Raw genomic sequence first — 18,051 nt, forward strand, 5'->3', positions numbered from 1 at the left:
GCTAAAACACATAATGATCAAAAGCTATGATATCCCCGTTTGCTCTGGCTTCGCCCGGATTGCCAGGTTTTTTAACACTTAAGGTTAACAATTCCTTTTCTAAAAAAGAGGTATATTCCATACGATGGTCGTCGTCCACAAAAAATCGAGACTTACAGGCTGACATCTTATGCACAAAATCTTCTAGTGTGGACATTCCACGCTGTTTTGCATCCAAAGAGCCGATCGCTTCCACAACGACGCCAGTACGGTGTCCCTTGCACTCCACCAGATAATATCCGCTTCGCTGCCGAATCTCGTAAGGACTTGTCAAATAAACGGCAAAGTAAGTCTCTTCCACCCTGCCGAAAATAGCATGGTCCGAAAGAGTCCATTCCCCCTCCGGAAGCACGCCAATCACTTCATCCGATGCATCATCCGGAAGCGGATACAACGCCATGATCACATTTTTTCGATACAGTACGGCCGTCCATTCACTTTGATGCCGCGGATCGCTTCCAGTTGCATTATAGCCCTCGCCGGGATGGAAAAAGTACAGTTGATTCCCTTTACCGCCGAGACGAACCGGCAGGCTGAACAACCATCGAAGCTGCTCGTTATCAAACTCCTTTACCCTTTCCCATAAACCACCTGCGGCAAACCGATTGTTTACATAAACATAGGAATGCAGCTTCCGATTTACACCATCAACTTCCTTCATGAACGCCCTGCTGATTTCGGCCGGATGAACATGCTCCATCGCCAAGCGGCGAGCGGACTTTGGAGCTTCATAGAACAGAAAGCCGGCGTACTCTATGCGGGGCATATCTTCCGGCAACCCAAAATCACCAAACTGAACATAATCATGTAGCACATTTCCATCCTTGGGTGCATCGTGCGACCATCCCCGGGAATGTGCTCCAATCCAGGCTCCCTTCAAATAATACAGCGCCCTGACATTCCACAAATGATCCAGCATTTCGGAAAGCTCGGACTTCACAGCCGGCTCCTCCAAAAGCGTCCATGCACAGGTAAATGCCTGAATCCAATGCCAAAACCAAGGCAAGCTTCCATACTCGGCCATCCCCTCGCGACGGATATGCTCCAAGGTTTGCCTCAGACAGCTCCTTCCTTCAGCCAACAATTCATCGTCTCGAAAGCGTTGCCCGAAGATCAGCTTTGCAGCGGTAAATTTTGCTTCGTGATGCCCGTAGTGCCTCAGCGGCTGCTTATAAAACCCGCCCTGGTAAACATTTTCAAGCGCTCCGTCAAAAAGTTCCGCAAGCTCTTTACTCATATGCTGTTCATAGGTTTGAAGGAAAAAAACCATTAGACTACCCATCAGCTCCACAGGCAGCACATGAGGTTGCGCCGACTCTGTCTCTAGGCTAAGCGGCCAATGACCATACGTTATGCTGTCTATCCGGGTATCCTGAAGCCGCAGCACTCGAAACAGGATCTGCTCAGCCAATTTCTTACCTTCCTGTCTGTCAAACGTCGGATCTTCCGCGGGATCAACGGAGGCTGCGAACAAATACGAAGCATAATAAAAGTTATCGCGAATATCCCCGTGAAACCATAAGCCGCTGGACAGAACAGGCTGTTCCCAAGCCTTCCGCGCCACAATCCTTACGATCTCGTGCATTCTGTTTCGATAAGTACTCATAAAAAATTCTCCTTTCTGTTCCAAAGTTTGTTCCGGCCCAACGTTCCACTCGGAGTGGCTTTTTTAATGAACCATTGTTATGCCTCTTATCCAAATGAAGGCAAGTATTTCGACACACAGCGGGGTAAGCGCTCGGAATTATTCGTTATCCGGGATACGGCCTTGGACAAACAAAGCCTATTTTGACAAAGACGCCGTGGCGTTATTGTAACGGGAAAAACCTGATGAAAAAGTATAGTAATACATTGATCCATACTCGGCGGTACGAGATAATTATGGGGGCTGTTGAAGAACAAGGAAGCGACGGAGCAGAATTAAGCGAAAATTTACGGGTGACTAGAAAAATGATCCGGGAGGATCTCGTCCTCTTGAAAAAGCAAGGGCTGCGAGTCCGTGTGCATAGCGGAGCGGCACTGGCTAAAGGTGACCAGTTCGAAAACCCCCATTCAGATAGCCTTCGACCGAACACTACCGCTCCACATATCCTTTCCCCGCCAGTAATCGTTCGATTTCTGCCGCAACGGGAAGACCTTCCCAATCGCCAACCGATTGAATAACCTGAGAGCCGATCAGGTTGCCTAAACGAACTGATTCCTCCATACTATAGCCTCGGATCACGCCAGCCAGAAAACCAGCACAAAAACCATCTCCCGCTCCTACGGAATCAATCACTTGCTCTACTTTGAAATAGGGAATAGATGTCAGCTTACCGTTTTCCAAAATATAAGTACAGTTGTCTCCGCCCTTTATGATGCTCACGGCATCAAGTTCCAGGAGTTTTCCCTTAATAGTCTCCATCGAATCAGTTTCATACAACAGATTCAATTCATCAAGCCCTGGCAGAAAATAATTCGCTTTCATTGCTAAGGGCAAAAGTACCTTACGCGCTTCTTCCACACTCCATAGCTTTAAACGCAAATTAGGATCAAAACTGACCTTTACACCGTTTCGTTTGGCTATGTCTACCGCAGCAGTAGCAGTATCGATGCAGGATGGGCTAAGTGCCGGAGTAATGCCGGTTATATGTAATATCTTGGCTCCAGCAATATAAGCTTCATCCAGATGCTCAGGACACATGAAACTGGCTGCGGACAGCTTACGATAATAATGAACCGAACTTCTTCCGGCAACATTTTCACGAATCATTAAACCGGTAGGTGCTTCATCCGTAAGTCGGGTACGTGATGTGTCTACGCCTTCTCCTCTTATTGCTTTCAAGATGCGATGACCAAAAGGATCATCTCCAAGCCTCCCGCACCATCCGGAAGCATGCCCCAAACGGGCAAGTCCGATCGCTACATTGGACTCCGCTCCACCAAATGAGGGAGACAAATTGGAGGCATACTCTAAACCTCTCCCGCCATCGGCGATAAGCAGAGCCATGCTTTCACCAAACGTGACAATCTCTGGCGATGCCTGTAGGTTCCTAGCTGAAACACTCATTAATCATTTCTCCACCTTTTCTTAATAACTTTGCAATTTCTATTGCAATTACAAACTATCTTTAATATCTCATGTTTTACCAAAAGAAGTTTTATATTTTATAGCTAAAATTTAATAACTACACGTCAATGCTGCGTTTGTAATTGCTATTAAATCGGCTGTTACTTTTTCTACCTAAAAGGGATAATACCAACTTCTGTGATCTTAATAGTATATAGATCCATAAATCAGCGATACCGATGACAATGGAAGGATTTTTGCCTTTCGTCCGTAGTCTTACGGTCCTTGCAATGTAATCGACCTTGTCGATAGAGAACAGAGCGACGTCCAGATTTTATTTCTGGATCGTATAGGAAGCGGTTAAGCCCTACAAAAGAAAAAGCTCCTGAATCTCCGCAAAAGGAAACTCAAGAGCTCGTTCATTGTTAAATTGATGCGGTCGAGAGGACTCGAACCTCCACGGGGGGTTAGCCCACACGGACCTGAACCGTGCGCGTCTGCCAATTCCGCCACGACCGCTTGGCGTCTTCTTGCGGAAAGTTTTTCCGAAGCGACAAGATATAAAATATCACGCCGAGCAAAGAGAGTCAACCTTTTTTAAACCTAAGGCACATCCTGCATGAGATCGGATTAGACATCCGCGCATAATGTCCGAAGATGCTGCTCTACGATGACTTCAACCCTTTCCGGCGCCAGCCGGTCACGCTGCAATATCCCGTGCACAGCCAATCCGTCGATTAGCGCATACAATTTCTCCGTCTCCAGCTCCACGTCCAGACCGGGCTTGGCCAGCTTGCTCGCAGCAAGCTCGTCCAGCACGAACCGCGACGCTTTATGCAATCCGTCTTGCACGCTGGCGCTAAGCTTCCTTAATTCCGGATAGACCAGGGTCTTAGCGCTAAACGAAAACCAAACCTCCATTTCCAGTGTTCTCTCTTGATCCACGGGTAAAAACTGCAGCAGCAATTCCTTCAAATCATGCAAAAGAGGCCCTTCGCATTGAAAATTTTCCAGTCTCTCCTCAACCCGTTCCACGAACAGACTCATGCAAAACGAGAACAGTTCCTCCTGCGTAGAAAAATAATGACGCATAGAGCCGACGGACAGCCCCGCTTCCTCAGCAATCCTGCGGACAGTAGCCCGCTCCAACCCCGATTGCCGGATTACTCTCAAAGCCGCTTCGGCAACGATACGCCTTTGTTTGTCATGATCAACGATTTTTGGCATGTCTTTATTATACTTGCTTTTATTTTTTAATACAACGTGCTAAAATAATTTTTATAGTACATTGTACTAAAATAATGTGCTAAAATAAAAAAATGAATTTCAGAGAGGAACCAGACGAATGGACACGGTGAAAGTAAAACACAAAAAAACATCACATTGGAAAAAGCTGAAACGGGGGGTGCTGTTAATGGCCGCCCTTCTCCTCCTGGCGATCGGGTCCGGATTCGCCTATGAAGCCATCGCCTCGAAACAATCTCACCGGGATTATCCCCCTCCGGGCAAATTGGTGGATGCAGGCGGCTATAGTCTTCATCTTGTCAAAGCCGGCACCGGCTCCCCTACCATCTTGCTCGAAGCGGGAAGCGGCGAAACCAGCCTATCCTGGCGTCAAATTCCTGATGAGCTGGCCGAATTCGCAACGGTCGTGAGTTACGACCGCGCTGGATATGCATGGAGCGAATCGGCTAATTCGGAACGCACCGGCGAGAATATCGTTCACGAGCTTCATGCCGCGCTGGAGAAAGAAGGAATTCGCGGTCCCTATCTTTTGGTCGGCCACTCTTTGGGGGGCATGTATGCCCGGCTCTTTGCCGAAACCTACCGGGATGAAGTTGTCGGGTTGGTTCTTATTGATGCGAGACCCGAGGATGATGCGCGTGATACCGCGGAAATTTTAAAGCAAGAGAAATTTGCGGGTAACCCCTCGGCCTCAACCCTGAAGCTGATCAAGCATTCGGGGCTTTTGCGCCTTTTTAAAGACGAACTGTTGAAGGGGCAAGTAGCTGAAGAGGACCGGGAGCGGTTTGTCAATGTGATTGCCAAAGACAGCTTTTTTGAGGCAAAAGAAGAAGAAGGAAATTTGGCGGAGACGACGGAAGACGCCATCCGCGGGCAGCGCTTGGGGTCCTTGCCCGTGCGTGTTATCGCCCGGGGTATGGCGCAGGATTACGCTCAAGCCGGTATTTCGGAGGAGGGGGGCCGGAAGCTGGAGTCCATCTGGCAGGCCGGCCAGCGAAAGATGCTGGAGATTTCCACGGACAGCCGCCTTATTGTTGCGGAGAAAAGCGGCCATATGGTGATTCATGATCAGCCGGAGTTAGTGGTGGAAACGATACGCAGTTTGTTGAAATAAATCGAGGAGCAGCTTATTGGCGTTATTGGCTGTCTGCATAAAATAGCTCTTAAGAAGCGAAAGTTCGCATCTTAAGAGCTTAATCCGTTTCCATTGTGTACGACGCCGCTGAGTAGGGATAGGCAGAACTTACGGAATGAAATGAAAGAAGTGCCAATTGGCCAGCAGCAGTGTAAAGCCGGAGAACAGCACTGCCACCCCGATCCGGGTCCTTTTTATCCGTTTGAACTCGGTCTGATGTTTACCTTTAACAAAAGAGAGCACCATCAGCGTACCGGCGAGTATAGTCAGTACCCAGTTCAACGTGACGCCAAAGTTCATCTGGCCTACCGTCACGTTTTCGTTGATCAAGGCGTTTATCAGTAAATACAGGATATTGATTGTCAGAAGGGTCCCGCACACGATAGTGGCCGTCAGCAACCGATGGGTTGCAAGCGTGGGGGGACTTCCTTTTCTTTTCCGTAACAGCCATCGAATCAAGATCACAAGCGGGGCAAGCATAAAAAATATAACAGCGATTGCGGCCAATACCAGATAACACATCAGTGCCGGGATCGAGCGACTTCCCTTGACCGGCAATATGTCCGTTGCAATCCCTTTGCTTAAGCGTACGACTTGGCCATCCGAAATTTCCGCGTACAGGATCGGTGCCAATCTTTCAAATCTTGGATCATCGGACTTGTCGAATTTATAAACATTCGGACTTATCTGTTTCAAATCTCCCGATAAGCCCATCACGCTCAGAGTGAGATCGTGCTCGCCCTTGGCCTCCACCTTAATTAACCCCAGATAATTGATGAGTTCGTGGTAAGTGGTGTAGGTACCGCCCGATTGTACATAATAGCCGGCTAATCGGCCGGATGGCGACAAATCGGCCGCAGGGACCTTAATTTCAGGCGCCTTCGTCTTGTCCTGGACCAGCAGATCGATGATCCCGGAGGTAAGTTTCTGCTCGATCTCCATGTTCGTCAAAACAACAATGCCAAGCCGTTCATCGGGGACGACGGCAAAATTGCCGGAAAACCCCTTCACATTCCCGCTGTGTCCCACGACATGAGGCTCGGCCCGGTATTCCCAGAATCCGTGTGCATTGGACAGAATCTCCCCGTTCGGCGTATAGCTCCGGGAAAGCATACTCCGCAGGGTTTCCGGCCGGGTGAACAACGGACTGTCCGGGTCGTTCAGCGCCATCACGAATCGGGCCAGATCTTCCGCCGTTCCTTCCATCGCTCCCGCAGGATGCAACGGAACATAATAGCGTGCTCTCTCTTCAAAGCCGCCTTCCTGCTTCACTGCGTAACCTGTTGCCTCCGCTTCCCGCAAATCCGGGTGATCACCCAGCGTAGGGTGGCCGGAACTGCGGTTCATTCCCAGCGGACGCAGAATATGGTTCATCTCATAGTCGGCGAATGATTCCCCGCTGACCTTCTCGACCGCCAGACCGGCCAAGGCGGTGGCATAATTGGAATAAGCGATGACTTTGCCCGGTTCATAAATTTGTTCCGGCTGGGAAGACGACAACGTCTCTTCCAACGAAGTCAGGCTCTCCGCCGACGGAACAAATGTACTGAGCGGATGCTGCTCATAGCCGGCGGTATGGCTCATAATATCCAACATCGTAATCGACTTATCATAACGCAGCTTCTTCGCAAACTCCTCAGGAAAAAAAGCTCTGATATCCTGATCAAGCTCCATCTTACCCGCTTCCACCAACTGCATCACGGACGTCCAGACGAACGCTTTATTGATAGAGCCATAGGCGAACACGGTACTGGCGGGATCGACGGCCGTTTTTTTCTCGATATTGGCGTACCCGTAGCCTTTGGAGAAAATAACCTTGTCACCTTTCGTTACCACAATCGCTGCACCAGGGGTTGATTTCCCTATATGGGAGTTTACATAGCCGTCAATCTCCTGCTCCAGCCGATCGTACGGAATCCCCGAAGGTGTTTTCCCGATATTCGTTGTATCCGCCGCATAAGCGGGAACCGAAAAGACGATGAAGAGCATTATACTTATCAGAAACGCAAAGATAGGGTTTCTTATTCTTGTATTCATATTGTTCTCCTTCTTGTTTTCAGTGCAATAATTACACGAACACGAACATTCCTTGTCGACAAGCTGCATAGTTAGTATCCGGTACACTTCTACCTTAATGAATAAATCTTAATTTTTTCTTTAGCTAATCCTTAATCCTTCCTTAAGTCTGCATATAAAAAGCTCTTAAGAAGCGAGAGTTCGCATCTTAAGAGCTTTGGTCTGTTTCTTTGTTCAACTTCGGAGAATACGGATGCCGAATTATCTACTGTTTGAATTTACACACAGCTTTTCATTTTTGGCCTTCGCTATGGCTGAGTCCCGATCGCTCACTTGCAGTTTCAAATAAATCGACGAAATATAATTACGGATAGTGCCCTCGGATAAATGCAGTTTTTCGGAAATTGCTTTGTTTCTTTGTCCCTCCGTCAAACACTGAAGGATATCAAGTTCTCTTTCGGTTAATCCGTATAAATTAATCGCGCTTTCCTCGGTTTGTTGAAAAAGCTGCTGTGCGACATGCGGTGAAATCATCGTACCCCCGCTATAGACCAGCCTTATCGTAGCCGCAAGTTCCTTCGGATGAATCGATTTCAACAGGTAACCCTCCGCTCCCAGGCGCAGCGACTCGGCGGCATAATCCACTTCATCCAGCGTAGTCATCATGATTACCCGAACATTCGGCCAGGCTTCCTTCACTTTCTTCGTAGCTTTGAGGCCGTCCATTTCAGCCATATGGATATCCATAAGAATGAGATCCGGCAACTCCCGCTCGCAGGATTCCACCGCCTGCTTCCCGTCTCCGGCAACGGTCACCCGCATATCCTTTTCTTCGCCAAGCAGCAATCTCAGGCTTTCACGAACCAGCAACTGATCATCTACGATAAGAACCCTGATTTGCTCGGTCCCCTCGTTACTCCGATTGGGAATCGTGCAGGTTACGAGCGTACCCTGTTCCTCGTGCGAATGAACGTAAAGACTTCCTTGCAACGCGGACAGTCGGTCACTCATCGCAGTCAGGCCGAAACCAAATTGAATTTGCGAACTTCCAGAACCGTTATCTTGAATCTGCAGCATTAAATACGAAGCATCGTATTGAAGCGTTACCTCGATCCGGCTCGCTTGACCGTGACGACTGGCATTGGTCATGGATTCCTGAAGGCAACGATATAGGACAAGCTTCGCCTGCTTCATCACGGGATAAGGGGTTCCCATCGTCCGGAAATACCCCTGAACCCCCGTACTTGTTTTGAATTCTTCAAGCATATGCATCAAGGCTTGATCCAACGGTTGCGAATCCTCCAGCGGATCCATCCGGTGCACTTGACGACGAATATCGTCCAGTCCGCTTCTGGCCAAGCTTAACAGCCCCGCAAGCTTTTCTTCCCCCTCCCGGGAAGAAATATGGGAATGCAACGTCTCCATGCCCAAAATCATTGAAGTATAACTGTGCCCTATCGTGTCATGCAATTCCCTGGCCAAACGAAAGCGTTCTTCCAGCAGCGTCATTCTCTCGATTTGGGAAGAATACTGCTCCAAAATCGCGTATTGTTCTTTCACAATGAGAAGTTTGTTGCTGATGCGGTTAATGGCACCCGCTCCTTTTTGCAGGGCATAACCGATTCCATAAAGCACCAGCGCGTCCGCGACGCTTTGTCCCCAGAAAGGACGCTCTAACGGGAGCGGGCTGCCGGGAGCCATGGCGCTCAGCACAAAAACGCCCACGGCAAGAGGTATGACTGCTGCATGTGCTTTTCCCCGGCTGTAAAATCCCAGCAAAAGCAGAACAGGCAGGAACAAGCGAAGTAAGCCAAACTGATAGGCTAACGCAATCGAAACTCCCCCAGCTACTGCAAGTTCGGCCGCCAAATAATACGGGTACCTGAAATGCACCAAGGCAAACGGCAGCAAATGGCTTGCCAACAGTACGGGCAATATGAAGCCCAGCGGAAAGTCAGGCTGATCTTGATACATAAATAACAAAACCGCAGTAACCCACAATCCGTGAATGCACAGCATAGTCCAATCTTGCCAGGACCATTTTTTATTCAATTGAAAACTTCCAAACATATATCTATTCCCCTGTCATGGTCGAATAACCCTATCATCACGGTCCCGGAACTCCGCAGGTTGATGTCATAGCAAGTGGTGACGGTTTGTAACTGGTCAATATGACAGTCCGATCAGTAGGATATACCCATGTAATGTGCGATTAACAATCAATTATAGCCGATTACATTCTGGAAAACAAAGGGAGTGTGTCAGAGTGCCAGTATTACAAATCGATCATCTTACCAAAAAAATCGGTAAAAAAACTATTGTTGACGATGTCAGTCTGAACCTGAACAAAGGGGAAATTCTCGGCTTGCTGGGTCCGAACGGGGCCGGAAAAACAACGACCATCCGCATGATCGTCGGTCTGATGAGCAAGACGGCTGGAACAATCGTCATTAATGGAGTAGATCCGCAAAAGGATTATGAAAAAGCGATGAGCAACATCGGCGTCATTGTCGAGAATCCCGATTTATACAAGTACTTATCGGGATACGACAACCTGATTCATTTTTCAAGAATGAGCAAAGGAATCTCGGAACAACGAATCAAAGACATTATCGCTTTGGTCGGTCTGGAGCACAGCATTCACGAGAAGGTAAGTACTTACTCGCTGGGCATGCGTCAGCGCTTGGGCTTGGCTGTTGCCCTTGTGCACAGCCCCTCCCTGCTCCTGCTGGATGAACCTACAAACGGTCTTGATCCGGCAGGGATTCGCGAGCTGAGAGCGCATTTGATTCACCTGGCCCGTCATGAAGAAGTAGGCATTATGATATCCAGTCATCTCATGTCGGAAATGGAGCTTATGTGCGACAGGGTGGCCGTTCTGCAACAGGGTAAATTAATCGGCATCCGCGATTTGGCGGGAGCGAAGCAAGTAAGCGATCTTCAAGTGCAATTTGAAGTTGACCGGCCTGAGCTGGCTGTTCAAATTCTTCAAACTTTAACAGTGGGTCAAGAAATCGGGAGAGACAACAACCACGTCCTTCTGCGAATAGCTAAATCCAAGATACCGGAATTCACTCAAAAACTGATGGAGGCAGGTATTCAAGTCTATGGCGTCAATACGCTCAAACCAACTTTGGAGGATACATTTTTGGAAATGACAGAGGGGGACAACAAAAATGATTCATTTAATTCGTAATGAAAATATGAAAATATACAAACGAACGCGCACCTGGATACTAATCGGCGTCGTCATGCTGTTCGTCGTTATTCAAATCATTAATTTGAAATCGTCAGGAAGTGCCATTGTGGAGGAAGACTGGCGCAGTCAATTGGAACAGGAGATAGCTTTTCTTAAACTTGATGCTTCCGAACCCGACGCATTACCCATTGAAATCAAACAGGCAGAGAAACGCATCCTCCTGAACCAGTATCATCTGGATACGAACTCTCCGCCTTCAACAAACACCTGGAGCTTTGCCGTAGATCAGGCGGGGAATCTGATCGTCGCCATCTCCTTCATTGCCGTAATCATCGCCGGAGAGATCGTGTCCGCGGAATTCATCGGCGGTACCATCAAGTTACTGCTGACCCGATCGGCGAGCAGGACCAAAATTTACATTTCCAAATATATCGCCTCCATCCTTTTTGGACTGGCACTGTTGTTGATCGGGGCGATCATCTCCGTTATTTTCGGAGGCGTCGTGCTCGGTTTTCAAGGCTTGGGCAGTTCGTACTTCTTTGTGCAAAACGGCACCGTTGAACAAACGACAATTATTCTGGCCTTATTTCAATCTTACTTGCTGCATATCCCGTTTTTACTGCTGACCGTTACTTTAGCCTTTATGATATCCGCAGCCTTCAAAAGCTCAACTTTCTCCATCGTAATATCTTTGCTCGTCACGGTAGCGGGGTTTGTCATTGCCACCGCGATGAACGGCTGGGGATGGACGAAATACTTCGTATTTTCACATACGAATCTCTCGCAATATGTTCTTGGCGATCCCTCCGTCCCGGGCATCACGTTCGGCTTTTCGGTTGTGTTTATTTTGCTCCATCTTATTGTCATGCATTTGATCTCTTACCCTGCTTTTGTCAAGCGGGATGTAGTTTAGGTACAACCCGGTCAAAAATAATCCATCCATCTGGAGGTTGTTATGAAGTATATTAAATATTCCTTGGCTTTGATCACCGCCTTCTTGTTGCTCTCCGCGTGTCAATCTTCGACAGGGGAAGCGAAGATCGAAAGTAAAGAACTGAATTTGAACACGGCCGCGCTGGAATCGCTGATCGTCGACCATCGCAATGGCGATATTGAAATTATCGGGGATACAAATAGTGAAACAATTAAGGTCTCGGCCGAGATCAGCCATTCCGGAAATATCGACCCGGACCATCTTCAACTGCAACTGGAAGAACGTGATGGCGAAGCATATTTGAAGGCACTTTTCCAAGGACAGTTTTTAGCCAGCGGAAAAGGTACGGTGAACTTAAAAGTAGTTATGCCTGCTGCTCTCTCGGTTCAAATCCGCTCACATCGGGACGGGGCGATCGTTATTTCCGACCTTTCATCTGCCCTGAATATAGAAAATGTTAACGGCAATATCGAGGTTAAAAATATTGGCAGCGACGTCCATATTAGTAATCGTGACGGGAACATAAATATTCTCAATGCAGCAGCCGACCTGTATATCAATAATGTGAACGGAACAATCATCGCGGAACGGATCGGCGGTTCAGCGATCATTGACGTGAGCGACGGCAAACTCGAATTAGACGGTGTAGATGGCGACGTAACCATCAAACGATCCAACCCTGCCGATATCAAGGTTAGTAATATAAAAGGAAGCGTCAATCAAAAGAAATAGTTCTACGGATTTATCCCCCTGTTCACATGTGCTTAACGGCTCTGAACAGGGGGGGTTGTTATGCCAGGTGCTGCTTTATCCTCGCCGCGTATCTGCTCTCTGAAGATACGCGCCCCCGGTCAAGCGCGCATCATTTCCTCGTCCCGCCATTGTCCCCACCATTCCAGCAGTTCCTGCGGATTCACATTCCGTTTTTGTTCCCGGGCCAGACGGTGTACCCTGCGCAGCAGCTTTTCGGAGGTATGGACATCGACGACGATCCCTTCTCTCGCCAGCACATGCCGGATGGCGCTTCTGCCAGAATGAGTTCCCAGGACAATCACGTGCTCCCGTCCCAGCTCAAGCGGATCAAAGCTTTGATAACTTTCCCTGCACTTGGCCAAGCCATCGACATGGATACCCGATTCATGAGAATATACCATCGATCCCAGAATCGGCTTAGCCTCCGGCAGCCGGCGACCGGCAGCCTGAGCCACGGTGTCGCCCAGCGCTTGAAGGCCTACAGGCTTCACGTCGCACTCCCCGCCGTAGAGGTGGCGCCACGCCATCACGACTTCCTCCAGCGGGGCGTTTCCGGCGCGCTCGCCCAGTCCCGTCACTGTCGTGCTTGCCCACACCGCGCCCGCGGCAATGCCGCATAAGGTATTCGCCGTAGCCAGGCCGAAATCATTATGGCAATGAACTTCCAGCTCGATATCTTGCGGAATTGCTCCTATCAGCGATGAGATTCCGTCGCTCATGCTTGCCGGATGATGCAAGGAGACCGTGTCCGCGTACCGGAACCGGACAATCCCGAATTCCTTGTGGAGCCGGTTTATCAGCTTTACCATAAAAACCGGATCCCCCCGGGAAGCATCCTCCATCCCGACCGACATCGTCATGTTCCGGTTCATGCCGTATTCGGCAGCTTGCAGCACCCGCAGCAAGGCCTGTTCCTTGGACCAGCCCAGCTTGGACTGCAGCAGGATGGCGGAAACCGGAATGGAAATATGGCACCAGGAAACCCCGGTTTCCCGCGCCATATCGATGTCTCCGGGCAGGGCGCGGTTCCAGGTCATCAGTTGTATGGGATGCCCGGAATCCGCGATGGCGGAGATATGCCGCTGCTCCTCTATTCCCATGGCGGGAATGCCCACCTCGGCCTGATGCACACCGCATTTCGCCAATTGCGAGAGGATGCTCAATTTTTCCTGAAGCGTAAATGACACGCCGGCGGATTGTTCGCCATCGCGCAGCGTCGTATCGCAAATCGCCAGCTTTTTCACGTCTCCCTCTCCTTTCCGCAGCAAGCGCACCCGGGTCTTCGTTTCAAATTGAATCGAAAGCTCTGCATATTCAGCGTATTCATCCGGTGCATCACACCGAGGCTCGGCTTATCGATGCCGGTAATCCATTTTATCGCTTCCATGGCGGCCAGGCAGCCGGCAATTCCGGAAGTGGCCCCTAGCACGGGAAAACCGAATGGCTCCCATTCCGGGGAACCATTCGGATAAATGCAAGCCAGGCACGGCGTTTCCCCGGGCACGATCGTAGTCAGCGACAATTCAAATCCGTACATCGCCGCCTCTACCATCGGCTTGCCGCAGTCGACGCATAATCGGTTCAGTTCGTAACGCTCCGGAAAGTCATACCGGGCATCGATCACGATATCCGCCGCCTCCACCCACGGTTTGGCTGCGCCGTATTCGATCTTCATAGGATAACCTTCAATCACCACATGCGGATTGATCCGCCTAAGCTGCTCCATTGCCGTATCCATCCGCGGTTCGCCGATCCGGGCACTATCCATCAGAATTTGCCGGTTCAGATCGGGGAGCTGGATGATGCCTTCATGCGCCAAAATCAATCTCCCGACGCCGGCCGCGGCCAAGTAAACGGCTGACGTCCCTCCGAGTCCGCCGATCCCGGCGATCATTACCGTCGCCTGCCCGAGTTTGCGCTGGCCGTCTTCCCCCAATAGTCCAAGTTGCCGGGCAAACCGGTCTTTTTCGGCATGTTTTATTGTCTCTCCGATCATGACAATGCTACCCTCCTTCGGCGCTTTTTTCTTTTTAGAGGTTGTTTCAAAAAATGCCGGCTTTTTTGAACATGCCTTTTCAAGAAAAGGGAGTCCGTTGCATAAATCTTTCCCGGTTTTGCAATCCTTCGCGAATGCAGGAAACTCCGTATACCAACACCTTCTCAACTTCTGCGAACGGAAAAGGAACTCCGCCACGAAAGCTGTCGGCTACCAAAACCGTTCGCCCGGAATACACCAGTGCACGGCCGAACCCTTCTTCATTCACTTCGATCATGCTCTGGATGAGGTTGCCGCTCAACTGTTCAAGGGCAGCGGCGACGGCCTGAAAAAATAATGGAACCTGCGTTTTCACGACCGGCGACACGCGGCAATCACCGGCAATCTCTCTTTTCTGTTCCGGCGAGCAGAGATACAGTTGCTTCATTCTTTGTTCCGGGGTGCAATTCTCATACTTTCCCCATGGATCCAATAATTGAAGACAGCGGTCCAGGCTCGAGATGAAGATTTCCCCTAAGCGTTCCTCATCCCATTTTCCCGAACCGGCGTGCCCATTCCCCGCTGTATTTAAATCTTGCTCCACCGAAGCTTGCTCCAAGTTACAGGCTTGTTCCGCCATCTTGGTCCCCTCCTTGATCGCTGATTTCCTCTTCGCTCAAAATTTTGGCCAGCCATAACGGCGGCTTTCCCCGCAGCATCTCCTGCATGCGCTTAAGCTGCCCCTCAATACTGCTGCCCATTGGCACCTTGACGGGCATGATTTTTTTCCGGGTGACCCGGGCTGCCGCCGAAGCACCGATCTGCATCAGAAACACCAGCGCGCAATCTTCAACCGCTGCGATCCGGGCTTCGACCCTCCCATGCTCATCTCCTCCGGGATCGCCGGGCACCCGGCGTGTTTCCAGCAGCTCGGCCCCGCCTTCTTTACTAATCTTGTAGATCGCAAACTGCAAACTTTGACCGAAATGGGCATTCACCGTCAAGCCGTCATCACTGGCAAAGGCGATCTTCATGCCGCGCTTCCTCCCTTCGAATCAGCATATTGCCTACCCGGTTAACCAGGTCCATCGCCCCCCTGTATCCAACGCTAACGTTCACATATGACCCCAATTCGTCGCTGACAGGAAACCCGGCGGCCAGGAAAGAAGCACGAATCCGCGCCGCCCCTTTCCTTCCGTGACAGTTGCTGATCCACAGATCAGCTCCTTTGCCCAGGGTTTCGGCATCATCCAGATCGCCGATCCACACTTCCTGTTCCGCTTCCTTCAGCAGTTGAGTCTCACAGGGGGCGACCAGCCCCTTGATCATTACGCCCATCTCCTTGAGCCAGGCGGCCATGGACAGAACGTGGTCCGGTTCTAACGCCGCGACCGCTGAAGACCCCGCATAATGAAAATGAGCGTCAAGCATGCTATCGAGCAGGTTTTCACGCTGCCATCTGTACCGCAAGGGTACGGAAACCCCGCTTAATTGCTGCAAGAAAGCAAGTAGTTCATCGGTGGCGCAGAGCCCATGAATGCCGGAAAACACTTGATAAGGAATACAAGCCGCGTTCTGCAGCCTTCTTGCCGGACGCTCCATGCTCGCCCCTATGGCAATCGTATACCGGGAGCGAAGCATTTGCTTCAAATCATCCAGCGGAGCACCGCCCCGGGTCAACGGGGAAAATCCGGTCAGTAAATGTCCGGATAGCGAGGTGGACAAATCGGGAATCGTAATGACTTCAAACCCGAAGTCGCTGATGATCTCCTTCAGTTCCATCACATCCCCCGGGGTAAGGCAAGATCCCGGGAGCAGGTTGATCTGCCCCGCAGCCGGTTTGCCGGGGGCCCGGCCACCTTGACCCTGGATGACCGCATCGACAATTCCCTCCACCACCGCGCTGTATCCTAACTCTAGCGAACCGTTAAAATCGGGCAGAATGACCGGAATGATCAGGCAACCCCTGGAAGCTTGTTCGCGGGTATACTTTCTTATGAATGCCGAATAGTCCGTCCCGGATACATCCGTTAGCTCCGTGCCTATGACGACGATCAGATCGGGACGGTGCTTAGCGATGACGAGATTCAGGGCTTCTTCCAAATTGCGGTCAGCGTCAAAAATAACATCCATCTCCTGCAGCGCCGACGTCTGCACGGCGATCGTATCGCGGAAATGGCGCGTAAGCAGCGATTTCGAAAAGGCTGCGCAGCCCTGCGCCCCATGCAGTAGAGCGATCGCCCGGTAACAACCTTGCACGGCCAGCACGCCTCCCAGCGACGGACCGACGGTCAACGGGTTTACCGAGACCGGTTTAACAAATCGTTTAACGGTCATGTGTTTTGCCAGCCTCCTCCCACGGTGCCGGGCGTTCAGCCAGCTCCCAAACCGGATGCTGCAGGGTGTAGCGGATTTGCTCGGCCAGCCTTAGCAGGCCATCGTAACCCGCATAGGCCGTATGCCGCTCCTGGTTAATATCGATGAACGGAATCCGCTCTTTCATCGCAACATACATGTTCCGGCCACCCGCGATCATCAGATCCGCTTTCCGCTCCTTGACGGCTTTCAAAATTCGCTTTGCACCGCCTTCGGGGATATACTCGGCATCCTCCCCGATCCGGTCCACGATCCGGCTCACATCTTCAGCCGTGCTTTTATTCGTTCCGACGCCGACGACCCGGATGCCAAGCTCGTTTAATGCGGAAATAACGGACCAGCTTTTTACGCCGCCCGTATACAAAATTGCTCTCTTCCCTTTAAAAAGCTTGCGGTACGGCTTCAATGCCTCCGCTACTCTCGCTTCCTCCCGTTCAATCAGGCGGTCTACCTTGAACTCCGTGTCCCGGTCGTTCAGCAAGTACGCCATTTGGCGCAAGGAATAACTGGTTTCCTTTGCCCCATAGAAAGAGCCTTCAAAGTATGGAATCCGATAGGTGTGTTCCATCCGTTTCGCGAGTCCGAGCAGAGCCCGGCTGCAGACGACCATATTGACCTTGGCCCGGTGCGCCCAGCCGATTTCCCTGAACCTGCCGTCCCCGGTAATTCGTGAACTGACCGAAATTCCTGCCCGATTCATCAATCTTTCGATCTCCCACATCTCCCCGGCGATGTTATACTCGCCGAGCAGATTCACGCTTGTGCCCCTCACGGCGTCGTCCGGCTCGCTGCGGCCGATCACGTACTGCATCAACGCCTCGCCCGCAAGCCGGTTGCCGAGGTTTTTACTGCCGAGAAATCCCGGACTGGTCACGGGTATGACCGGCAATCCAAGCCGGGTCGACGCCTCCCCGCAAACGGCGTCGAGATCTTCGCCGATCAGGGCGGTAACGCACGTCGCATAAACAAAAATGGCGGGCGGAGCAAACCGCACGGCGATATAATCGATGCTGGCTTTCAGCTTTTTTTCCGCGCCGAATATAATGTCCCGCTCCCCGAGCGCCGTCCCGAAACCGTACTCCGACAGCCGGGGTCCGCTGGACAAGCTTCCCCGGCTCTCCCAGCTGTTCCCGATGCAGGCCGCCGGCCCATGGACCAAATGCGCGGCATCGGCAATCGGGAGCAAGGTGATTTGCGCTCCGTCGAACGCGCAGCCCCCGGCGGCTTCCCCCGGTTTCGGACGCGGACAAGCTTTGGATTTCGGCTCCAGGTTCAAACAATCCGTATCATGCACAGGTACTTTTGAGGTCGCCTCCATCCTTCCCACTCC

The 18,051-nt window shown here is 50.9% G+C and carries 16 protein-coding genes and 1 tRNA gene; 5 read left to right on the top strand and 12 right to left on the bottom strand.

From position 1 onward, the window contains the following. Position 1 precedes the first annotated feature (1 nt). Positions 2-1,645, bottom strand: a complete 1,644-nt coding sequence (locus tag DFP94_RS08985) for a hypothetical protein (protein ID WP_114496120.1) — start codon at positions 1,643-1,645, stop codon at positions 2-4. A 275-nt stretch (positions 1,646-1,920) separates the two neighbouring features. Here DFP94_RS08985 and DFP94_RS26400 point away from each other — a divergent pair, with 275 nt between their 5' ends. Beyond that, complete coding sequence (locus tag DFP94_RS26400; protein ID WP_114496370.1) at positions 1,921-2,202, top strand: DeoR family transcriptional regulator; 282 nt, start codon at positions 1,921-1,923, stop codon at positions 2,200-2,202. On the opposite strand, the gene DFP94_RS08995 is transcribed toward DFP94_RS26400, so the two are convergent. The 3 genes from DFP94_RS08995 to DFP94_RS09005 form a co-directional block, all read right to left on the bottom strand. Then, positions 2,114-3,088 (bottom strand): sugar kinase, encoded by a 975-nt coding sequence (locus DFP94_RS08995; protein ID WP_114496121.1) that lies wholly within the window; start codon positions 3,086-3,088, stop codon positions 2,114-2,116. The genes DFP94_RS26400 and DFP94_RS08995 overlap by 89 nt on opposite strands. Before the next feature lie 434 nt (positions 3,089-3,522). After that, a tRNA-Leu gene (locus DFP94_RS09000) sits at positions 3,523-3,607 on the bottom strand. A gap of 111 nt (positions 3,608-3,718) precedes the next feature. Continuing rightward, positions 3,719-4,315 carry a TetR/AcrR family transcriptional regulator gene (locus DFP94_RS09005; RefSeq protein ID WP_114496122.1) on the bottom strand — a complete coding sequence of 199 codons (597 nt, stop codon included), beginning with the start codon at positions 4,313-4,315 and terminating at the stop codon, positions 3,719-3,721. A 187-nt stretch (positions 4,316-4,502) separates the two neighbouring features. Between DFP94_RS09005 and DFP94_RS09010 the strand changes: the two genes are divergently transcribed. Next, positions 4,503-5,447 carry an alpha/beta fold hydrolase gene (locus tag DFP94_RS09010; RefSeq protein WP_425459245.1) on the top strand — a complete coding sequence of 315 codons (945 nt, stop codon included), beginning with the start codon at positions 4,503-4,505 and terminating at the stop codon, positions 5,445-5,447. Positions 5,448-5,576: 129 nt separating this feature from the next. On the opposite strand, the gene DFP94_RS09015 is transcribed toward DFP94_RS09010, so the two are convergent. Both DFP94_RS09015 and DFP94_RS09020 read right to left on the bottom strand, forming a co-directional pair. Beyond that, positions 5,577-7,505, bottom strand: a complete 1,929-nt coding sequence (locus DFP94_RS09015) for a serine hydrolase domain-containing protein (RefSeq protein WP_114496124.1) — start codon at positions 7,503-7,505, stop codon at positions 5,577-5,579. Positions 7,506-7,745: 240 nt separating this feature from the next. After that, on the bottom strand, positions 7,746-9,554 hold the full coding sequence (locus tag DFP94_RS09020) for a helix-turn-helix transcriptional regulator (protein ID WP_114496125.1): 1,809 nt from the start codon (positions 9,552-9,554) through the stop codon (positions 7,746-7,748). 196 nt (positions 9,555-9,750) lie between these two features. Here DFP94_RS09020 and DFP94_RS09025 point away from each other — a divergent pair, with 196 nt between their 5' ends. The 3 genes from DFP94_RS09025 to DFP94_RS09035 are packed head-to-tail and all read left to right on the top strand — an operon-like array spanning position 9,751 to position 12,349. Beyond that, complete coding sequence (locus DFP94_RS09025; RefSeq protein WP_114496126.1) at positions 9,751-10,680, top strand: ABC transporter ATP-binding protein; 930 nt, start codon at positions 9,751-9,753, stop codon at positions 10,678-10,680. Beyond that, positions 10,661-11,596 carry an ABC transporter permease gene (locus DFP94_RS09030; protein ID WP_114496127.1) on the top strand — a complete coding sequence of 312 codons (936 nt, stop codon included), beginning with the start codon at positions 10,661-10,663 and terminating at the stop codon, positions 11,594-11,596. The genes DFP94_RS09025 and DFP94_RS09030 overlap by 20 nt, the downstream gene beginning before the upstream one ends. 42 nt (positions 11,597-11,638) lie before the next feature. Continuing rightward, entirely contained in the window at positions 11,639-12,349 is a 711-nt protein-coding gene (locus DFP94_RS09035) for a DUF4097 family beta strand repeat-containing protein (RefSeq protein WP_114496128.1), read from the top strand. A gap of 119 nt (positions 12,350-12,468) precedes the next feature. Here DFP94_RS09035 and DFP94_RS09040 read toward each other — a convergent pair whose 3' ends face one another. The 6 genes from DFP94_RS09040 to nifE all read right to left on the bottom strand — a co-directional run bounded on the left by DFP94_RS09040 (position 12,469) and on the right by nifE (position 18,039). Beyond that, positions 12,469-13,614 (bottom strand): homocitrate synthase/isopropylmalate synthase family protein, encoded by a 1,146-nt coding sequence (locus DFP94_RS09040; RefSeq protein WP_114496129.1) that lies wholly within the window; start codon positions 13,612-13,614, stop codon positions 12,469-12,471. Then, entirely contained in the window at positions 13,611-14,366 is a 756-nt protein-coding gene (locus DFP94_RS09045; RefSeq protein WP_114496130.1) for a HesA/MoeB/ThiF family protein, read from the bottom strand. Before DFP94_RS09045 ends, DFP94_RS09040 begins: the two co-directional genes overlap by 4 nt. A gap of 79 nt (positions 14,367-14,445) precedes the next feature. Continuing rightward, positions 14,446-14,985 (bottom strand): DUF269 domain-containing protein, encoded by a 540-nt coding sequence (locus DFP94_RS09050; RefSeq protein WP_114496131.1) that lies wholly within the window; start codon positions 14,983-14,985, stop codon positions 14,446-14,448. Further along, positions 14,966-15,379, bottom strand: coding sequence for a nitrogen fixation protein NifX (nifX, locus tag DFP94_RS09055; RefSeq protein WP_114496132.1), 414 nt, complete (start codon positions 15,377-15,379; stop codon positions 14,966-14,968). Before nifX ends, DFP94_RS09050 begins: the two co-directional genes overlap by 20 nt. Next, on the bottom strand, positions 15,357-16,682 hold the full coding sequence (gene nifN / locus DFP94_RS09060) for a nitrogenase iron-molybdenum cofactor biosynthesis protein NifN (protein ID WP_114496134.1): 1,326 nt from the start codon (positions 16,680-16,682) through the stop codon (positions 15,357-15,359). Before nifN ends, nifX begins: the two co-directional genes overlap by 23 nt. Beyond that, a complete protein-coding gene (nifE, locus tag DFP94_RS09065; protein ID WP_114496135.1) occupies positions 16,672-18,039 on the bottom strand; it encodes a nitrogenase iron-molybdenum cofactor biosynthesis protein NifE in 1,368 nt (455 codons plus the stop codon). The genes nifN and nifE overlap by 11 nt, the downstream gene beginning before the upstream one ends. Between the last annotated feature and the right edge of the window lie 12 nt (positions 18,040-18,051).

It is taken from the genome of Fontibacillus phaseoli (assembly GCF_003337355.1).
Classification (GTDB): domain Bacteria; phylum Bacillota; class Bacilli; order Paenibacillales; family Paenibacillaceae; genus Fontibacillus; species Fontibacillus phaseoli.